The sequence below is a fragment of the Pseudomonas putida group bacterium ESBL64 genome (assembly GCF_045277175.1).
Taxonomy (GTDB): domain Bacteria; phylum Pseudomonadota; class Gammaproteobacteria; order Pseudomonadales; family Pseudomonadaceae; genus Aquipseudomonas; species Aquipseudomonas alloputida.
In genome coordinates, this window is the sequence record NZ_CP145799.1 from 1,686,999 (window position 1) to 1,701,836 (window position 14,838).

Sequence of the window (14,838 nt, forward strand, 5' to 3'; positions counted from 1 at the left end):
ACCCGCCCATGTTTCGCTCCGCCCTCGCCCTGCTCCTGTCCCTTGCCCTGCCGGCAATGGCCCTGGCCGATAACAGCAAGCCGCTGCGAATCGGCATCACCCTGCACCCCTACTACAGCTACGTGAGCAATATTGTCGGCGACAAGGCCGAGGTGGTTCCCCTGATTCCGGCGGGCTTCAACCCGCACGCCTACGAGCCGCGGGCCGAGGACATCAAGCGCATCGGCACGCTGGACGTGGTGGTGCTCAACGGTGTTGGCCATGACGATTTCGCAGACCGCATGATCGCCACCAGCGAAAAACCCGACATTGCCACTATCGAAGCCAATCAGAACGTGCCGCTGCTGGCGGCCACTGGCATCGCCGCGCGCGGTGCCGGCAAGGTGGTCAACCCGCACACCTTTCTGTCGATCAGCACCACCATCGCCCAGGTGAACAACATCGCCCGTGAACTGGGCAAGCTCGACCCGGACAACGCCAAGTTGTACACGCAAAACGCCCGTGCCTACGCCAAGCGCCTGCGCGCCCTGCGTGCCGAGGCCCTGGCCAAGGTCACCGAAGCCCCTGGCGCAACGTTCCGGGTCGCCACCATCCATGCTGCCTATGACTACCTGGTGCGCGACTTCGGTCTGGAGGTGACCGCCGTCGTCGAGCCGGCCCATGGCATCGAGCCCAGCCCGGCGCAGCTGAAAAAAACCATCGACCAGCTCAAGGCACTGGACGTGCGGGTGATCTTCTCGGAAATGGACTTCCCGTCGGCCTATGTCGAAACCATTCAGCGTGAGTCCGGCGTACGCCTGTATCCGTTGACGCATATCTCCTACGGCGATTACACCAAGGACAAGTACGAGGTGGAAATGAAGCGCAACCTGGACACCGTGGTCCGCGCCATTCAGGAGAACCGCGCATGACCGCTGCCGCCAAGCGGGTGACAGCCTGCGGGCCGCGCATCGAGTTCACTGGCATCGACCTGACCTTGGGGCGTACGCGCATCCTCGAACAGGTCAGTTTCAGCGTGGCAGCAGGCAGCGTGCACGCCATCGTCGGCCCCAACGGCGGCGGCAAGAGCTCGTTGATCAAGACCCTGCTCGGGCAGATGCCACACCAGGGCCAGCTGACCTTGCATTGGCCTGGTGAGCGCGAAGTGATTGGCTACGTGCCGCAGGCACTGGAGTTCGACCGCGGCCTGCCCATGACCGTGGACGACTTCATGGCCGCCATGTGCCAGCGCCGCCCGGCCTTCCTCGGCCTGTCGCGGCGCGTGAAGCCAGCCATTGATGCAGCCTTGGTTCAGGTTGGCATGCTCGACAAGCGCACGCGGCGCATGGGTGCACTGTCCGGGGGTGAGCGCCAGCGCGTGCTGCTGGCCCAAGGCCTGATCCCAGAGCCGCAGTTGCTGGTGCTGGACGAACCGATGTCGGCCCTCGATGAAGCCGGAATCCAGGTGTTCGAACAGTTATTGCAGGGCTGGCGCCAGGCCGGCACTACCGTTCTGTGGATCGAGCATGACCTGGAAGCCGTGTTGCGTCTGGCGGACCGGGTAACAGGCCTGAACCGCCAGGTGCTGTTCGATGCGCCGCCTGCCCAGGCCCTGACTCCGGAGCGTCTGCTCGGTCTGTTCTCCGTTCACCCGCGTAGCGAGAGCCTTGCCTGATGAGTTTTGAAATCTTTCGCCAAACGGTCCAGGACTGGGCCACTGCCGGCTATCTGCCCGAGGCGCTGGCCTACGGCTTCGTGGTCAACGCCCTGTTGGCCGGCCTGATGATCGGCCCGGTGTTGGGCGGCCTGGGTACCTTGGTGGTGGTCAAGCGCTTTGCCTTCTTCTCCGAAGCGGTCGGCCATGCGGCGCTGACCGGCGTGGCCATCGGTATCCTGCTGGGTGAGCCCTATACCGGCCCGTACGGCAGCCTGTTCGGCTACTGCCTGCTGTTCGGCATCCTGCTCAACTTCCTGCGCAACCGTACCGGGCTGTCGCCGGACACACTGATTGGCGTGTTCCTGTCGGTGTCGCTGGCGCTGGGCGCCAGCCTGCTGCTGATGCTGGCAGGCAAGATCAACGTGCACATCCTCGAGAACGTGCTGTTCGGCTCGGTGCTGACCGTTAGCGCCCAGGACTTGCTCGTGCTGGGCATCGTCGCGGCGCTGGTGCTGGCCTTGGCGCTGCCGCTGTACAACCGCATCATGCTGGCCAGTTTCAACCCGCAGCTGGCGGCTGTGCGCGGGGTAGCGGTGAAGACCCTGGACTATCTGTTCGTGGTGCTGGTGACGTTGGTGACCGTGGCTGCGGTGAAGGTGATCGGGGCCATCCTGGTCGGTGCGCTGCTGGTCATCCCGGCCGCCGCCGCTCGCCTGGTCAGTCAGTCGCTCAAGGGTTTTTTCTTCCTGTCGGTGCTGATTGCCACCATCAGTACCCTGCTCGGTATTTTGCTGCCGATCGTTTTCGACCTGCCGGTGCCGTCAGGGGCCGCGATCATCCTGGTCGCCGGCATCTGCTTTGCCCTGGCCGCCCTGGCCCGCGCCCTCGTTCCCCGCCTGCAAGGAAACCCGGCATGAACTTCAAACACCTGACCCTGGCGCTGGCACTGGCCGGCCTGCCGTCCCTGTCTTTCGCCACGCAAGTGCTGACGACCCTGCCCATCACCCACAGCCTGGCCAGCGCCCTGCTCGACGGCACTGCGGTGCGGCTTCAGCAGGCAGCACCGGCCAACCTGCCTGCCAGCCGCCAACCGTCGTATTTCAGCGGGCGTGGTGGCGCAGGCCTGCACAAGGCCGCCCAGCAGGCAGATGCGGTGATCGGGGTGCGTTCGATCTGGCGTGACGACCCGCTGTACCCGATGGCCCGACGCAGCAATATCCGCATTGTCGAGATCGATGCCGCGCGACCGGTGGATGGCGCACTGCCGGGCATTGCGGTGAACGGTGACGATGCCTATGGTGCTTACCCCTGGCTCAACCCGACCAACCTCGGGCGCATGGCCGACGTGGTGGCCAATGACCTGGAGCGCCTGGCGCCGGACGACAAGGCAAAGATCCAGGGCAACCTGGCAGGGCTCAAACGCCAATTGCTGGAGCTTTCGGCCAGCAGCCAGACGCGGTTGGCCAAAGTCGACAACCTGACGGTGGTGAGCCTGTCGGAGCGGCTGGGGTATCTGGTCAACGGGTTGAACCTGGATGCGGTCGAGCAGCCACTGCCGGCCGAATGGGATGCGGCAGCCCTCAAGGCGCTGGGGGAGAACCTGAAGGCGCAGGACGTGGCGCTGGTGCTGGACCATCGTCAGCCTGAAGCGGCAGTGGCCGAGGTGATCAAGGCGGCCGGGGCCAAGCTGGTGGTGGTGGAGAGTGACCCTGAAGATGCGATTGCGGGGCTCAAAGCCAGCGTTGACCAAGTGGTTGGGGCATTGGGCGGGCGCTGATCGGACAGGCCCGCGCGGTGGATGGCACGGGCTTCGCCCGTGTTCGCGGGCAAGCCCGCTCCTACATTGGACACGCGTCGGTGGTTGGGCGCAGGCCGTCGTGTAGGAGCGGGTTTACCCGCGAAGAGGCCGGCCCTGCTGGCCAAGTTCCACCCGCCGATCACCGTTGCCGCCACCACCGTATTCGCGGGTAAACCCGCTCAAGGATCGCGGTTGCTGCCAGGCTAACGCTTCATGCACCGCTGATAGCGCTCATCCACCCGCCCGGCAAACCAGGCCGTGGTCAGCTTGCGGGTAATCTTCGGGCTCTTCAGCTCGATGCCCGGCAACACTGCGCGGGGCACCGTTTTGCCGGCTTTGGCATCCGCCAGGGCGAACACCCCGCTGTACAGCTTGCTGTCCTCGAACGCCAGGCTGTCGGCCTCCTCCAGCTGGCTTCGGATCTGCGGGTTACGCAGCCCCAGCTTCACCCCCAGCTTACGCGCGGCCAGTTCAGTCGTCCCCGGCATGATCGCCCCCGGCGCCACCAGGTCGCCGTCCAGTGCCAACTTCACCCCCGTGACCTTGCTCAATGCCGCCTGGAATGCCGCATTGCGGCTGGCGTACCAGCCTGCGTTGAAATCGGCGAAACGGTAAAGCTGGCGCTCGTAGTTGGCCGGGTAGCCCAACAGGTGGGCAATACCGAAGTACATGCCGCCGCGCCGGCTGAACACTTCCTGGCGAATCGTGCCTTCATGGCTGTAGGGGTAATCCCTCGCATGCTTTTCGGCAAAATCGATGCTGACTTGCATCGGCCCGCCGGTGTGCACCGGATTCAGCCCGCCCAGCAAGGTCTTGCCCAGCGGCACGCGAGCAACGACTTCGTCGTACAGTTCGCTCAACTGCTTTTCGCTGCGCACCGTCTGCAACCGCTGCTGGTAGCTCTTGCCGTTGCCCGACGGCGTCTTCAGCGCACCGTCGACCAGCAGTTTGGGAATATGCAGACGCGCAGCGCGGCGGTCGATCTCCTGGCGGGCGATACGCCCAAGGTTGGGCACCTGCGGGTCCGCAGTGAAGGTCGACTCCTGTTCGGTCACCGCCAGCACTGCGCACAGGTTACTTTTACTGGGCGCTATGCGCTGGGCTTCGAAGGCTGCCTGGATATCGTTGGCCCAACCCTCGCGGTCCTTGACCTGGGCGGGTAACAGCCGCAGGAGCTGCGCACGGATTTTGGCCGGGGCTGCTTCGGGCGCTTCTTCCCGGCGCCCGGCACAGCCTTGCAACAGCGCCAGGGCCATCACCGCAATGGCCAGTAACCGGCCGTTCAGGGCTGTTCACCGACCAGATAGGTTTTGCTGATGTGGCGGAACTGCGGGTGCCCGGCACTGCCCATCAATTCGAACAGCACCATCTCGCGGGTCACTACCTGCGCACCGGCGGCACGCATGCGCGCCAGGCCTGCGGCCTTGCTGGCCGGGGTGCGGCTGTCGCAGGCATCCTCGACCACGAATACTTGCTTGCCCAGCGCCAGCAGGCCGAGCACAGTCTGCAGCACACAAACATGGGTTTCCATGCCGCAGACGATCACCTGCTCGCGCGCCATCAAACTGGCCGGCAGGCACTCGGCAGCCACGCAGGAAAAGTGACTTTTTTCCACCACTTCGGCTGCCGGCGCTGCGGCCAGCAGTTCGGCCAGGGTATGGCCCAGGCCTTTGGGGTACTGCTCGGAAATCACCGTCGGCAGCGCAAGCTCGGCAGTCGCCGCCAGCAACCAGCGGGCCCGTGCCCGAGTGCCTTCGGGGTCGCTCATGGCACCGATCAGTTTTTCCTGGATGTCGACGACCAGCAGCGTGGCCTTGAGTGGATCGATCAGCATTGTCTGCCTCTTGCCTGGGAAAAACCCTAGCCTCCCCCAGGCAAGCGGTGACGTCAATCAGGCGGACAGCCGAAGCGGTTGCAGCGACGCGGTCAGCGCAGCGAGCACACGGTCTTCCTGCTCATGGATGAAGAAATGGCCACCTGGGAACATCTGCAGCGAGAACGCGCCTTGGGTTTCACTGCGCCATGCCCGCAGTTGCTCATCGCTGGCCCGGTCTTCCACGCCACCCAGTACATGCAGTGGGCACTGCAACGCCGGTCGCTGCCGGTAGGTGTAAGTGCCGCACAACAGAAAATCGGCGCGCAAGGTCGGCAAGGTCAGGCTCATAAGCTCAGCGTTGGCCAGCACTTCCTCAGGCGTACCTTGCAGCGCGCGCAACTCGCTGATCAGCTCGGCGTCGCTCTTGGGCTCGCGCCAGTTGTTGCCGTCGTAGTCCTCACGCCGGGTAGGTGCCGCGGTGCCGCAGGCGAACAAGGCCAGCGGCGCCGGGCAGCCCAATGCCTGCAGCTCATGGGCCAGCTCGAAGGCCAGCAGAGCGCCCAGGCTGTGGCCGAGCAGCGCATAAGGAGCGCTTGCCGCCAGTCGCTGCTCGCTGGCCAGTTGCCGAGCCAGCACTTGCATGTCGGTGTGCAGCGACTCGGCCATGCGCGCCCCCCGCCCAGGCAACTCTACCGGGCGTACCTGCAACCATGCCGGCAGCTTGCGCCGCCAGCGGCTGTAGACCATGGCGCTGGCCCCGGAGTACGGCAGGCACAGCAGGTTCAGCACGGTCACTGGGCGGCAGCTTCGGCCATTTTCTGGCGCAGGCTCAGCGGGCGCATGTCGGTCCAGACTTCATCGATGTAGGCCAGGCAGTCCTTCTTCAGGCCGCTTTTGCCCACGGCTCGCCAGCCGTTGGGGATGGCTTTGTAGTCGGGCCAGATCGAATATTGCTCTTCGTGGTTGACCACTACCTGGAACTGGATATCGTCGCGGTCGAAAACGGAAGTCATTGCCTGTCTCCTTAAATGATGATGCCGCTGCGCGCCTGGCGCAGGGTGGCTTTCAAGTAGACGTAGCAAGCGTTGTAAAAATTAACGGAACTGACGCGCCCCTGTGTGGGAGCGACCGGTGCTGGTATCAACGCTCAGGTATCACGCAACAGGTCATGCGTATCGAGCAACCGAAACGCAACCTGCGGATTACGCTCCAGCCCGCGCCGGATTGCCGCCGGGATAGACTGCCGGGTCTTGCGACACAGCCCGGGTTGCTCGTCCAGCTCGATGACGATGCCGCGCATGGTCCGTACCTCGTTGTAACCGGGGGCGATGTGCACGCGGATGCCGAGGTTTTCGTACAGGCGCTGCTGCAGACGTTGAAGGTCTTCCAGGTCCCTCAGGTTTTCCAGGCGTTCGAGCAGGCGTTTTTCTTCCTGCCGGGTCAGCAAGAGGATGCGCTGGGCAGCCTGCGGATGGTCGGCCAATTGCTCGCGGCCGCAGACGCAGGCGCCAGGGGGGCAAGGTTGGCGTAAAGGAACGGGCGTACTCATAGGGCAAGCATAGCCTGTACCGACCGTCAGAGCTGCGCCAGCCGCGTACGCAGGAAGCTGACAAAACCCTGCACCGGCCGCGCCACCTGCCGGTGCTGCGGATACACCGCCGAGAGCTGCAGCGCGGGCGGGCGCCACTCATCCAGAACCGTCACCAGTTGCCCCTCCGCCAACGCCTGCCCAACGATAAAGGTCGGCAGGTAAGTGACCCCCATCCCGGCAATCGCAGCCCCCCGCAGCAACTCGCCATTGTTCGCACGCATGCGCCCGGTCACCTGAATTGCCTGGGTTTTGCCACCTTTGTGGAATTGCCACTGCACCTGCCGCGAATGCCCATAGGGCAGACAATCATGCGCGGCGAGCTCATCCGGTTTTTCCGGCACTCCTCGTGCTTGCAAATACGCCGGGCTCGCACAGTAGACCCGCTCGACACTGGCGATACGCCGGGCAATCAGGCTGGAGTCCTCCAGTGCACCAATCCGCAGCGCCAGGTCATAGCCTTCACCAATCAGGTCGACGGCGCGGTCGCTCAGGTCTACTTCTACATCAACCTGGGGGTGCAACTGCAGAAACTCGGTCAGCAGGCAACCCAGGTGCGCCATGGCAAACGACAGCGGCGCGCTGAGGCGCAAGGTGCCGCGCAGGACCTGGGCCTGGCCGCTGATGTCGTGTTCGACCTGCTGCACTTCACCCAGCAGGCGCAGGGCCGACTGGTAGTAGTGCTGCCCCAGTGGCGTGGCATCGAGGCGCCGGGTGGAGCGGTTGAGCAGGCGCACGCCCAGGCGCTCTTCAAGCTGCATCAGACGCCGGCTGACCGATTGCTTGGACATGCCCAGACGGTCGGCGGCAGCGGTGAAACTACCGGCCTCCATCACCTGGGCAAAGATCCGCATGTCTTCGTAAGGGTTCATTGTCTCGCTCTTGCTGACAGTCAAACACTTTATAGCGGCTTTTTCCCACGAGTGCATCTGCCTAATCTACGCACAAGTCGCAGCGATGGCCCCTCAGGCCAGGCAAGACGCCCACTACCAACACTTGCACAGAAAAGGATTCGCTCATGAACATTGTCCACAAAGCCCTCACCGCCTCCCTCCTGGCCCTGTCCGTTTCCAGTGCCTTCGCCGCAGGCAGCCCTGGTGTCGAACAACACACCCAGGCCTTCCTCGAAGCCCTGGAGAAAGGGGGTGGCAAGCCGCTGGAACAGCTCACACCAAACGACGCCCGCGCGGTACTGACCGGCGCCCAGGCCTCGGTAAAGGTCGACCTCTCGGGGATCGAAGTGAAGGAACGCACGATTCAGGCCAATGGCCAGTCGATCAAGCTGCAAGTGGTACGCCCGACTAACGTCAAAGGTGATCTGCCGGTGTTCATGTTCTTCCACGGCGGCGGCTGGGTGCTGGGCGACTTCCCGACCCACCAACGACTGATCCGCGACCTGGTGGTCGGCTCGGGTGCGGTGGCGGTCTATGTGGACTACACCCCGTCACCGGAAGCGCACTACCCGACGGCGATCAACCAGGCGTACGCCGCGACTCGCTGGGTGGCCGAGCATGGCAAGGAGATCGGCGTGGATGGCAAGCGCCTGGCTGTAGCCGGCAACAGCGTTGGCGGTAACATGGCGGCGGTGGTTGCACTCAAGGCCAAAGAGGCCGGTACCCCTGCCCTGCGCTTCCAGTTGCTGCTGTGGCCGGTGACCGATGCCAGCTTCGAGACAGCATCGTACAAGCAGTTTGCCGAAGGACACTTCCTGACCACCGGGATGATGAAGTGGTTCTGGAACAACTACACCGTTGATGCAAAGGCGCGGGCGCAGATCTACGCCTCGCCGCTGCGGGCCAGCAGTGAACAGCTCAAGGGCTTGCCGCCAGCGCTGGTGCAAACGGCTGAGTTCGATGTGTTGCGGGATGAAGGCGAGGCTTATGCCCGCAAGCTCAATGCTGCTGGCGTGACCGTTACCTCGGTGCGCTACAACGGGATGATCCATGACTACGGTCTGCTCAATCCATTGAGCCAGGTGCCGGCGGTGAAGGCGGCGATGCGTCAGGCAGCTGGAGAGTTGAAGGTACACTTGCAGTAACGGGAGAATCACAAAAGTGCCCGCCCAGGCGGGCATTCCTGTTTTATGCGTCGGGGCCAGCAAGAACCTGGCGTCAGGTTATTGCTCAGGCCTCCCAACCTTCAACAATGATCACCTCAGCCTTCGCCACACCTTGCCGATGGCTGCAAGCCCGCTGATACAGCTCGGACCGATAACACGCCAACGCCTGCTCGTAGGAATCGAACTCGATCACCACACTACGCTGAGGCGTAGCCCTCCCTTCCATCGCCTCGCTGCGCCCGCCACGGGCCAGGAAGCGCCCGCCGAATGCCTTGAAGGCAGCCGGGGCGCGCTGGGTGTATTGCTGGTACTGCTCGGGGTCGGTCACGTCCACATGGGCGATCCAGTAGGCCTTCATGTGCAGCTCTCCTGTTACGGCGATATTTGTGTATGATGGTATACCATAAAATTCACCCCACCACAGTGAGCGTGCACCATGGCTTTCAACACCATCGAGGAACTTCTCGAGGACTACCGGCAAGGCAAGATGGTCCTGCTGGTGGATGACGAGGACCGGGAAAACGAAGGCGACCTGTTGATCGCCGCCGAGCGCTGCGACGCCCAGGCCATCAACTTCATGGCCCGCGAGGCGCGCGGGCTGATCTGCCTGACCTTGACCGACGATCACTGCCAGCGCCTGGGCCTGGAGCAGATGGTTCCGGCCAACGGTAGCGTGTTCAGCACCGCGTTCACCGTGTCGATCGAGGCGGCCACCGGGGTCACCACCGGCATTTCCGCCGCTGACCGGGCACGCACCGTGGCAGCGGCCATGGCCCCCAACGCCCGCCCCGAAGACGTGGTACAACCTGGCCACATTTTCCCCCTGCGGGCACGCGAAGGCGGCGTGCTGACCCGTGCCGGCCACACCGAAGCCGGCTGCGACCTGGCACGCCTGGCCGGCTTCAGCCCGGCCTCGGTCATCGTTGAAGTGCTGAACGACGACGGCACCATGGCCCGTCGCCCTGACCTGGAAGTGTTCGCCGCCCGGCATGGCATCAAGATTGGCACCATCGCCGACCTGATCCACTACCGCCTGAGCACCGAGCAGACCATCAAGCGCATCGGCGAGCGCGAGCTACCGACCGTGCATGGCACCTTCCGCCTGGTCACGTATGAAGACCGCATCGAAGGTGGCGTGCACATGGCCATGGTCATGGGCGACATTCGCCGCGAACAGCCGACCCTGGTGCGGGTGCATGTGATTGACCCGCTGCGCGACCTGGTGGGTGCCGAGTACGCCGGCCCCGCCAACTGGACGCTGTGGGCGGCGCTGCAGAAGGTGGCTGAGGAAGGTACTGGCGTGGTGGTGATCCTGGCCAACCACGAATCCTCCCAGGCCTTGCTTGAGCGTGTGCCACAACTGACCCACCCTGTGCGGCCCTATCAACGTGGCCAGTCCAAGGTGTATTCCGAAGTGGGTACCGGGGCGCAAATTCTGCAGGACCTTGGCGTGGGCAAGCTGCGTCACCTGGGGCCACCGCTGAAATACGCGGGGCTGGCGGGCTATGAGCTGGAGGTGGTGCAGAGCATCCCGTTCGACCCGGGGATGGATGGCTGAGAACACACAAGCAATTGATTTAGCGGGGCCCTGTAGGCGCGGGTTTACCCGCGAATGCGAGGGTGACACCACCGACGCATTCGCGGGTAAACCCGCGCCTACAGGGCCCTTGGTGCTTTTGACAGGGCGGAGTGATGGCCGGTCGCCTCATACCTCTTGCCAAAATCTTGGAATACCATAATATGATATCCCGTAGACCTTAAACCTGCAGGCCGGCACCTACAATTAAAAACGGCCATCAGAACACTTTGTTTTAGCTGCTCCCCGAACATTATTGGCGGGCGCACCACAAGCCCCGCCTCGAATAACAAAAGCAACGAGGGCGTAACCATGCTGTTAAGCAAACGTGTAACCGCAGTGCTGTCCGCCAGCCTGCTGACCCTGGCATGTCAGGCCGCCCAGGCCGCCGACAGCCTCAACTTCGTCAGCTGGGGCGGTACGACCCAGGACGCCCAGAAAGAAGCGTGGGCAGTACCGTTCACCAAAGCCACGAACATCAAGGTCGTGCAGGACGGTCCCACCGACTACGGCAAGCTCAAGGCCATGGTCGAGAGCGGAAACGTGCAGTGGGACGTGGTCGACGTCGAGGCCGACTTTGCCCTGCGTGCCGCCAGCGAAGGCCTGCTCGAACCCCTCGACTTCAACCAGATCAAGCGCGACAAGATCGACCCACGCTTCGTCTCCGACCATGGCGTCGGCTCATTCTTCTTCTCCTTCGTGCTCGGCTACAACGAAGGCAAGCTCGGGGCCAACAAGCCGCTGGACTGGACCGCGCTGTTCGACACCAAGGCCTACCCCGGCAAGCGAGCCCTGTACAAATGGCCCAGCCCCGGCGTGCTGGAACTGGCCCTGCTGGCCGACGGCGTAGCCCCTGACAAGCTGTACCCGCTGGACCTGGACCGCGCCTTCAAGAAGCTCGACACCATCAAGAAAGACATCGTCTGGTGGGGCGGTGGCGCCCAGTCACAGCAGTTGCTGGCCTCAGGTGAAGCCTCGCTCGGCCAGTTCTGGAATGGCCGTGTCTACGCCCTGCAGCAAGACGGTGCACCGGTGGGTGTGAGCTGGAAGCAGAACCTGGTCATGGCCGACTTCCTGGTCATCCCCAAAGGCGCCAAGAACAAGGAAGCGGCCATGAAATTCCTGGCCAACGCCAGCAGCGCCGAAGGCCAGGCCGAATTCGCCAACAAAACCGCCTATGCGCCGGTCAACGTCGACAGCGTGGCCAAGCTGGACAAGGACCTCGCGCCAAACCTGCCGACTGCTTACGCCCAGGACCAGGTCACCCTCGACTTCGCCTACTGGGCCAAGAACGGTCAAGCCATCGCCGCGCGCTGGAATGAGTGGTTGGTCAAATGAAAGTCGCCATCAACGCCCTGCACAATGCGCAAGGCACCCCCACGGGTGCTGGCGCCCCGGGCACCGCCCCGCGCCGCGCAAGCCTGAGCCAGCGCTGGAAAGGCAGCCGCAACCTGCTGCCCGCCCTGCTGTTCCTTGGCGTGTTCTTCTTCGCCCCGCTGGTCGGCCTGCTGCTGCGCGGGGTGCTGGAACCCACCCCGGGGCTAGGTAACTACGAGCAGCTGTTTGCCAACTCGGCCTATGCACGGGTGCTGTTCAACACCTTCTCGGTGGCCGGCGTGGTTACCCTGATCAGCGTGCTGCTGGGCTTCCCGCTGGCCTGGGCGATCACCCTGGTGCCCAAGGGGTGGGGCCGCTGGCTGCTGAACATCGTGCTGCTGTCGATGTGGACCAGTCTGCTGGCGCGCACCTACTCGTGGCTGGTGCTGCTGCAGAGCTCGGGCGTGATCAACAAGGCGTTGATGGCCATGGGCATCATCGATGCCCCGCTGGAAATGGTGCACAACCTCACCGGCGTGGTAATCGGCATGAGCTACATCATGATCCCGTTCATCGTGCTGCCACTGCAGGCGACCATGCACGCCATCGACCCGATGGTGCTGCAGGCAGGTTCGATCTGTGGTGCCAGCCCGTGGACCAACTTCTGGAAGGTGTTCCTGCCGCTGTGCCGCTCGGGGCTGTTCTCCGGGGCGCTGATGGTGTTCGTGATGTCGCTCGGTTACTACGTCACCCCGGCGCTGCTGGGGGGCGCGCAGAACATGATGCTGCCTGAATTCATCATCCAGCAGGTGCAGTCGTTCCTCAACTGGGGCCTGGCCAGCGCCGCTGCCGCACTGCTGGTGGCGATCACCCTGGTGCTCTTCTACCTGTACCTGAAGCTGCAGCCGGAATCCCCGGTTGGCAACGCGAGGTAAACCGCCATGCTCCTGTCTCCCAATGCCATGGGCCGCCCGCTGCGTACGGGCCTGTACCTGACCACCGGGGTCATCGCGGCCTTCCTGCTGCTGCCGGTGGTCTTCATTGTGTTGCTGTCATTCGGCTCGTCACAGTGGCTGGTGTTCCCGCCACCGGGCTGGACCTTCAAGTGGTACGGCCAGTTCTTCTCCAACCCGGAGTGGATGGACGCCGCACTGGCCAGCCTGAAAGTGGCCGTGCTGACCACCATCGCCGCCGTGTTGCTGGGCCTGCCCAGCGCATTCGCCCTGGTGCGTGGCCGCTTCCCGGGCCGCGAGCTGCTGTACGGGCTGTTTACCATGCCGATGATCGTGCCGCTGGTGATCATTGCCGTGGCGGTATACGCACTGTTCCTCAAGCTAGGTTACACCGGCACGCTGTTCGCCTTCGTGGTCAGCCACGTGATCGTCGCCCTGCCGTTCACGATCATCTCGATCATCAACTCGCTGAAGCTGTTCGACCAGTCGATCGAAGATGCTGCGGTGATCTGCGGTGCATCACGCCTGCAGGCCATTTTCAAGGTCACGTTCCCGGCCATCCGCCCCGGCATGATCGCCGGTGGCCTGTTCGCTTTCCTGGTGTCCTGGGATGAAGTGGTGCTGAGCGTGATGATGGCCAGCCCCGACCTGCAGACCCTGCCAGTGAAGATGTGGACCACCTTGCGCCAGGACCTTAGCCCGGTCATCGCCGTGGCTTCGACCTTGCTGATCGGCCTGTCGTTGCTGGTCATGTTCATTGCCGCCGCCTTGCGCCGGCGCACCGAAAACGCCTGAGCGCGGAGAAAACAACAATGAGTGCAGTGATCAAAGACAACGCGCACGGCAAAACCCTGGTCAGCCTGCGCGGCCTGAACAAGCACTACGGCGACTTCACCGCCGTGGACAACCTCGACCTGGAGATCCAGGACGGCGAGTTCCTGACCTTCCTCGGTTCCAGCGGCTCGGGCAAGTCCACCACCCTGTCGATGCTGGCCGGCTTCGAAACACCCAGCAGCGGCGAGATCCTGGTCGACGGCCAGTCGCTGGTCAACGTGCCGCCGCACAAGCGTGACATCGGCATGGTGTTCCAGCGCTATTCGCTGTTCCCGCACCTGAATGTGCGTGACAACATCGCCTTCCCACTGGCCATTCGCAAACTCGGCGCTGCCGAAACCGCAAAGCGCGTCGACGCCATGCTCAAGCTGGTGCAACTGGAGCCGTTCGCGCACCGCAAACCCTCGCAAATGTCGGGCGGCCAGCAGCAGCGCGTGGCGATCGCCCGGGCGCTTGTGTACGAGCCGCGTATCCTGCTGATGGACGAGCCGCTCGGCGCGCTGGACAAGAAGCTGCGTGAAGACCTGCAGGACGAACTGCGCCAGTTGCACCGCCGCCTGGGCATTACCATTGTCTACGTGACCCACGACCAGGAAGAGGCCATGCGCCTGTCGCAGCGCATCGCCATCTTCAGCCACGGCAAGATCGTCGGCCTGGGCACCGGGTACGACTTGTACCAGAATCCGCCGAATGCCTTTGTTGCGTCGTTCCTGGGCAACTCCAACTTCCTGCGGATCAAGGCCAGCAGCAATGGCGCAGGCAGCTTCGAGGGCCAACCAGTGGCCATCCGCCTCACCCCAGGCCTGGCCGCCGAGCAGGATGCGCTGATCATGGTGCGTCCGGAAAAAGCCCTGGCCCTGACCGCCGAACAAGCGGCGCGCGAGCCATTGCCGGCAGGCTGGAACGAGGTCAGTGCCAAGGTGGGCGAAGTGCTGTTCCTGGGTGAAAGCCAGACCTGTCATGTGGTGACTGCAGGGGGTACCGAGCTGACGGTGAAGGCCCTGTCGGCCGCGGGCATGCCGATGCAGCCGGGCGACAGCGTGAAGGTGCGTTGGGCAGTGGCCGACGCCTGCATTTATACCGAATGGGCCGAGAGCGACCTGAGCAAGTCGGCCGGGGCACATTAACGTCTTCAGCGTTGCAGCGCCTGCCAGATCGAGCGTCGCCCGCGCGGCGCACGATCTGGCAGGCGCTGCACGCTGGAAGGTGTACGCCCCCGTCACATTATCATCACGCCACTGTCGTAATCTGCCGGCCAACA

At 63.8% G+C, this 14,838-nt stretch carries 17 protein-coding genes; 10 read left to right on the forward strand and 7 right to left on the reverse strand.

Annotation, left to right across the window (positions count from 1 at the left end; genetic code table 11):
* Window positions 1-8 precede the first annotated feature (8 nt).
* From V6093_RS07625 to V6093_RS07640, 4 genes are read left to right on the forward strand one after another with little or no spacing between them, the layout of a single operon-like run.
* A complete protein-coding gene (locus tag V6093_RS07625; RefSeq protein ID WP_003256213.1) occupies window positions 9-911 on the forward strand; it encodes a metal ABC transporter substrate-binding protein in 903 nt (300 codons plus the stop codon).
* Entirely contained in the window at window positions 908-1,654 is a 747-nt protein-coding gene (locus tag V6093_RS07630) for a metal ABC transporter ATP-binding protein (RefSeq protein ID WP_019751012.1), read from the forward strand. The genes V6093_RS07625 and V6093_RS07630 overlap by 4 nt, the downstream gene beginning before the upstream one ends.
* Window positions 1,654-2,553, forward strand: a complete 900-nt coding sequence (locus tag V6093_RS07635) for a metal ABC transporter permease (RefSeq protein WP_003256215.1) — start codon at window positions 1,654-1,656, stop codon at window positions 2,551-2,553. Before V6093_RS07630 ends, V6093_RS07635 begins: the two co-directional genes overlap by 1 nt.
* Entirely contained in the window at window positions 2,550-3,413 is an 864-nt protein-coding gene (locus V6093_RS07640) for a metal ABC transporter solute-binding protein, Zn/Mn family (RefSeq protein ID WP_108079239.1), read from the forward strand. The genes V6093_RS07635 and V6093_RS07640 overlap by 4 nt, the downstream gene beginning before the upstream one ends.
* A 224-nt stretch (window positions 3,414-3,637) precedes the next feature.
* On the opposite strand, the gene V6093_RS07645 is transcribed toward V6093_RS07640, so the two are convergent.
* From V6093_RS07645 to V6093_RS07670, 6 genes are all read right to left on the reverse strand, one after another.
* Window positions 3,638-4,690 (reverse strand): DUF1615 domain-containing protein, encoded by a 1,053-nt coding sequence (locus V6093_RS07645; RefSeq protein ID WP_265977820.1) that lies wholly within the window; start codon window positions 4,688-4,690, stop codon window positions 3,638-3,640.
* Between the two features lie 26 nt (window positions 4,691-4,716).
* A complete protein-coding gene (locus V6093_RS07650; protein WP_003256219.1) occupies window positions 4,717-5,268 on the reverse strand; it encodes an isochorismatase family protein in 552 nt (183 codons plus the stop codon).
* Window positions 5,269-5,325: 57 nt separating this feature from the next.
* Window positions 5,326-6,045, reverse strand: coding sequence for a thioesterase II family protein (locus V6093_RS07655; RefSeq protein WP_010954637.1), 720 nt, complete (start codon window positions 6,043-6,045; stop codon window positions 5,326-5,328).
* Window positions 6,042-6,263 (reverse strand): MbtH family protein, encoded by a 222-nt coding sequence (locus tag V6093_RS07660; RefSeq protein WP_003256222.1) that lies wholly within the window; start codon window positions 6,261-6,263, stop codon window positions 6,042-6,044. Before V6093_RS07660 ends, V6093_RS07655 begins: the two co-directional genes overlap by 4 nt.
* A gap of 134 nt (window positions 6,264-6,397) precedes the next feature.
* The gene (locus V6093_RS07665) at window positions 6,398-6,799 is read right to left on the reverse strand and encodes a hypothetical protein (protein WP_003256224.1); all 402 of its coding nucleotides are present in this window, start codon (window positions 6,797-6,799) and stop codon (window positions 6,398-6,400) included.
* Between the two features lie 26 nt (window positions 6,800-6,825).
* Window positions 6,826-7,710 (reverse strand): LysR family transcriptional regulator, encoded by an 885-nt coding sequence (locus V6093_RS07670; RefSeq protein ID WP_003256226.1) that lies wholly within the window; start codon window positions 7,708-7,710, stop codon window positions 6,826-6,828.
* A 146-nt stretch (window positions 7,711-7,856) separates the two neighbouring features.
* On the opposite strand from V6093_RS07670, the gene V6093_RS07675 reads away from it, so the two are divergent.
* The gene (locus V6093_RS07675; protein ID WP_047603494.1) at window positions 7,857-8,876 is read left to right on the forward strand and encodes an alpha/beta hydrolase; all 1,020 of its coding nucleotides are present in this window, start codon (window positions 7,857-7,859) and stop codon (window positions 8,874-8,876) included.
* A gap of 85 nt (window positions 8,877-8,961) precedes the next feature.
* Here V6093_RS07675 and V6093_RS07680 read toward each other — a convergent pair whose 3' ends face one another.
* Window positions 8,962-9,255 carry a DUF1330 domain-containing protein gene (locus tag V6093_RS07680; protein WP_047603492.1) on the reverse strand — a complete coding sequence of 98 codons (294 nt, stop codon included), beginning with the start codon at window positions 9,253-9,255 and terminating at the stop codon, window positions 8,962-8,964.
* Between the two features lie 78 nt (window positions 9,256-9,333).
* Between V6093_RS07680 and ribBA the strand changes: the two genes are divergently transcribed.
* The 5 genes from ribBA to V6093_RS07705 all read left to right on the forward strand — a co-directional run bounded on the left by ribBA (window position 9,334) and on the right by V6093_RS07705 (window position 14,704).
* Complete coding sequence (ribBA, locus tag V6093_RS07685; RefSeq protein WP_003256231.1) at window positions 9,334-10,455, forward strand: bifunctional 3,4-dihydroxy-2-butanone-4-phosphate synthase/GTP cyclohydrolase II; 1,122 nt, start codon at window positions 9,334-9,336, stop codon at window positions 10,453-10,455.
* A gap of 330 nt (window positions 10,456-10,785) precedes the next feature.
* On the forward strand, window positions 10,786-11,811 hold the full coding sequence (locus V6093_RS07690; RefSeq protein WP_014859208.1) for a polyamine ABC transporter substrate-binding protein: 1,026 nt from the start codon (window positions 10,786-10,788) through the stop codon (window positions 11,809-11,811).
* Window positions 11,808-12,725, forward strand: a complete 918-nt coding sequence (locus tag V6093_RS07695) for an ABC transporter permease (RefSeq protein WP_014590488.1) — start codon at window positions 11,808-11,810, stop codon at window positions 12,723-12,725. Before V6093_RS07690 ends, V6093_RS07695 begins: the two co-directional genes overlap by 4 nt.
* Window positions 12,726-12,731: 6 nt before the next feature.
* The gene (locus V6093_RS07700) at window positions 12,732-13,538 is read left to right on the forward strand and encodes an ABC transporter permease (RefSeq protein ID WP_003256236.1); all 807 of its coding nucleotides are present in this window, start codon (window positions 12,732-12,734) and stop codon (window positions 13,536-13,538) included.
* A gap of 17 nt (window positions 13,539-13,555) precedes the next feature.
* Entirely contained in the window at window positions 13,556-14,704 is a 1,149-nt protein-coding gene (locus tag V6093_RS07705) for an ABC transporter ATP-binding protein (protein ID WP_004576591.1), read from the forward strand.
* The last annotated feature ends 134 nt before the right edge of the window (window positions 14,705-14,838 follow it).